Here is a 3,029-nt window from a genome sequence, read left to right as displayed (position 1 = left end):
GGCGACGGCGCGCCAGGGTGGACGGAATACCGGTCTGCACAATATCCGGCAGGGCAGGCATCGGCTGTACGGATTGCAGTTCGGCATCCAGCGCGCCCGGCGGCTTACCAAGGAGGATCGCCAGCCCGTTCATCGCCTGGCGTTCCTGCGCCTGATACTGCGGCAGCTGGGCTTCAAGATTGCCCAGCTGCGCCCGGGCGTTCTCCACGTCCATCTGCGGCGACAGCCCGCCCCGCTGGCGGCTTTCGGTCAGCTCCAGCGTCTGCTGTGCGCTTTCAATTTGCGTATTAAGCGTGGCAATGATGCTCTGCGCCCCACGCAGCTGTAGCCACGCCCGCGCCACTTCGGCTTCCAGCGAGACCAGCGCATCGTTACGCTGCTCGATCGCTGCCCGCTGCTGCGCCTCGGCCGCTTCTACCTGACGGCGCACCTTGCCCCACAGGTCGATTTCCCACTGGGCGTCGAAGCTGCCCTGATAGAGGTTAATCGGCTGCGTCAGCGGGCCTAACGCGCCCCGCAGTTCAGGATCGACATTATTCAACTGGTCGTACACACCGTGGGATTTTAGCTCCCCTTCCAGCCCAAGCTGCTGGCGCGTCGCCTGCACATTGCCATTCACCGACGGGAAAAACGCCCCGCCGGCCTGGTTAATCTGTTCGCGCGCCCCGGCAATGCGTAATACGGTTTGCTGTAGCGTCAGATTTCCGGCGATGGCGCGTTCAATCAGGCTGTCGAGCTGCGGCGAGCCGAAGGTTTTCCACCAGCGCGGGTTAGTGGCGGCGGAGGAAGTTTGCGATTTCACCGCGCTGTCGCCCTTATCGTTCCAGTGCGTGGTGGCGAGCGGTGCAGGCTGTTGGTAGTCCGGCCCGACGGCGCAACCCACCAGCAGCATCATTATCATCAGGGGGTGTAAACGTCTGTGTATCATCAGTGTGCTCCTGCACTCCCCTCGCTCTTAACCGGCGAGAGCAATAAACAAAACGGAATCAGTAATAAGGCCACCGCGCTCAGAATGGTGAAGACGTCAATGTAGGCCAGAAAGCGCGACTGCTCGATCATCGTCTGGTACATCCGTCCAGTGGCAATGCCGGTCGGATCGCCCACCTGAGTGGTGAAGTTCTGGATCGCCTGGGCGCTTTCGCGAATCGCCAGCTGGAATTGCTCGTTAAACGGCGAAGCGTGGTAAGCCAGATGCGCGCTGTGCGCCTGCGAGCGCTCGGTGATCGCCGCCGTCGAGAGCGAAATCCCAATCGAGCCGGCCACGTTGCGGAACATGGTAAACAGCGCCGCCGCGTCGGCGTTAAGCCGCCTCGGGATCGAGATAAAAGCAATGGTGGTGAGGGGCACAAACAGGAACCCCAGTCCAATCGACTGAGCGCTGCGGAACAGCACCAGCGTTTCGAAATCGATATCCGGCGTCAGCGTGCGGGACCAGAAGAACGACACCGCCAGGCAGGTAAAGCCGAAGGCGATGATCCAGCGCGTCTGCACCACCGGCATCAGCTTCAGCACCAGCGGGATGGTCAGCACAATCAGCACCGCGCCGGGCGAGAGCACCAGCCCGGACCAGGTGGCGGTATAGCCCAAATCCTGCTGCGCCAGCTGCGGAATAACCACCGAACTGCCGTACAGGATCATCGCCATCCCCGCCATCAGCAGGCTGGAGATCGCAAAGTTGCGGTCCTTCATACAGTGCAGATCCACCACCGGCTTTCTGGCATACATCAGCCAGTAGATCGCGCCGATAATACCGACCAGCGTCAGTACAGCGAAGGTGCGGATAAAGTTCGAATAAAACCAGTCATCATCTTCGCCCCGGTCGAGCATCACCTGCAAACAGCCAAGACCGAGGGCGATCAGGCCGATCCCCGTCCAGTCGACGGTGAGCTTCTCTTCCGACTTTTTCTCCCACGGCGGATCTTCCAGCAGCTGATAGATGGCCAGCACCGTCACAATCCCTACCGGGATATTGATAAAGAACACCCAGCGCCAGGAGTAGTTATCGGTGATCCAGCCCCCCAGCGTGGGGCCGAGTACCGGCGCGACGATAATGGCAATGGATGAAAGGCCAAAGGCTTTGCCCCTGTCCTCCGGCTTAAAGTAGTCGAGTAGCACCGACTGCTGGGTAGGCTGCAACCCGCCGCCAAAGAACCCCTGCATCACGCGGAACAGGATGATTTGCCATAGCTCGGTGGCGATACCGCACAGGAACGAGCAGATGGTGAACATCACAATGCAGATCAGGAAGAACTGTTTGCGGCCAAACAGGCGGCTGAGAAAGGCCGAAATCGGCAGCACGATGCCGTTCGCCACCAGGTAGCTGGTGAGCACCCAGGTGGATTCGTCATAGCTGGCCGAGAGCGACCCCGCGACGTGGGGCAGCGCCACGTTGACGATGGTGGTGTCCAGAATTTCCATAAACACCGCCAGGGTGACCACAATCGCCACCGCCCACGGGTTACTGGCGGGCTTCCAGTTATCGTGGCTGTGATCCGTCATTCCACGGTGACCTTCGGTTCAACCGACAGCCCCAGCGGCAGCGGCTTGTTCGGATCCAGCCCTTTATCAATCACGATTTTCACCGGTACGCGCTGAACGATCTTCACAAAGTTACCGGTGGCGTTTTCCGACGGGAAGGCGGAGAAGCGCGAGCCGCTGCCCTGCTGGATGCTGTCGATATGGCCTTCCAGCTCCATATCCGGCCAGGCATCGACGGACACGGTCACTTTGTCGCCCGGCTTCATGCGCTCAAGCTGCGACTCCTTGAAATTCGCCACCACCCACACGTTCGGGGAAACCAGCGAGAACAGCGCCGTGCCGGCCTGCACCAGCGTACCGGGCTGGACGTTGCGTTTAGTGACGAAACCGTCGAACGGGGCGCGGACTTCGGTATAAGAGAGGTTCAGGTTGGCGGTTTCCAGCTGCGCTCTGGCCTGATCGACCTGGCGTTCGCGGGCTTCGACGTTGGTCTCCTGCTGGCGGATTTGCAGCTGGACCTGCTCCGCCACCTCCAGCTGCGCCTGGGCGCT

At 60.8% G+C, this 3,029-nt stretch carries 3 protein-coding genes; all 3 read right to left on the bottom strand.

Annotation, left to right across the window (positions count from 1 at the left end; translation table 11 throughout):
• Window positions 1-928 (bottom strand): TolC family protein (locus tag DD606_RS24325; protein ID WP_176691479.1); only part of this gene is annotated, 928 nt, incomplete at its 3' end.
• Window positions 928-2,499: a DHA2 family efflux MFS transporter permease subunit gene (locus DD606_RS24320; protein WP_015571056.1), complete on the bottom strand. Its 1,572-nt coding sequence runs from the start codon at window positions 2,497-2,499 to the stop codon at window positions 928-930. The genes DD606_RS24320 and DD606_RS24325, both read right to left, overlap by 1 nt.
• Window positions 2,496-3,029: HlyD family secretion protein (locus DD606_RS24315; protein ID WP_139158354.1), on the bottom strand; the 534-nt coding region annotated here is incomplete at its 5' end. The genes DD606_RS24320 and DD606_RS24315, both read right to left, overlap by 4 nt.

Origin of the sequence: Enterobacter cloacae complex sp. GF14B (genome assembly GCF_004136805.1) — a bacterium.
Taxonomy (GTDB): domain Bacteria; phylum Pseudomonadota; class Gammaproteobacteria; order Enterobacterales; family Enterobacteriaceae; genus Enterobacter; species Enterobacter hormaechei_C.
Note: the sequence above shows the minus strand (reverse complement) of the source record. Positions and strands in the feature narration are given on the sequence as shown.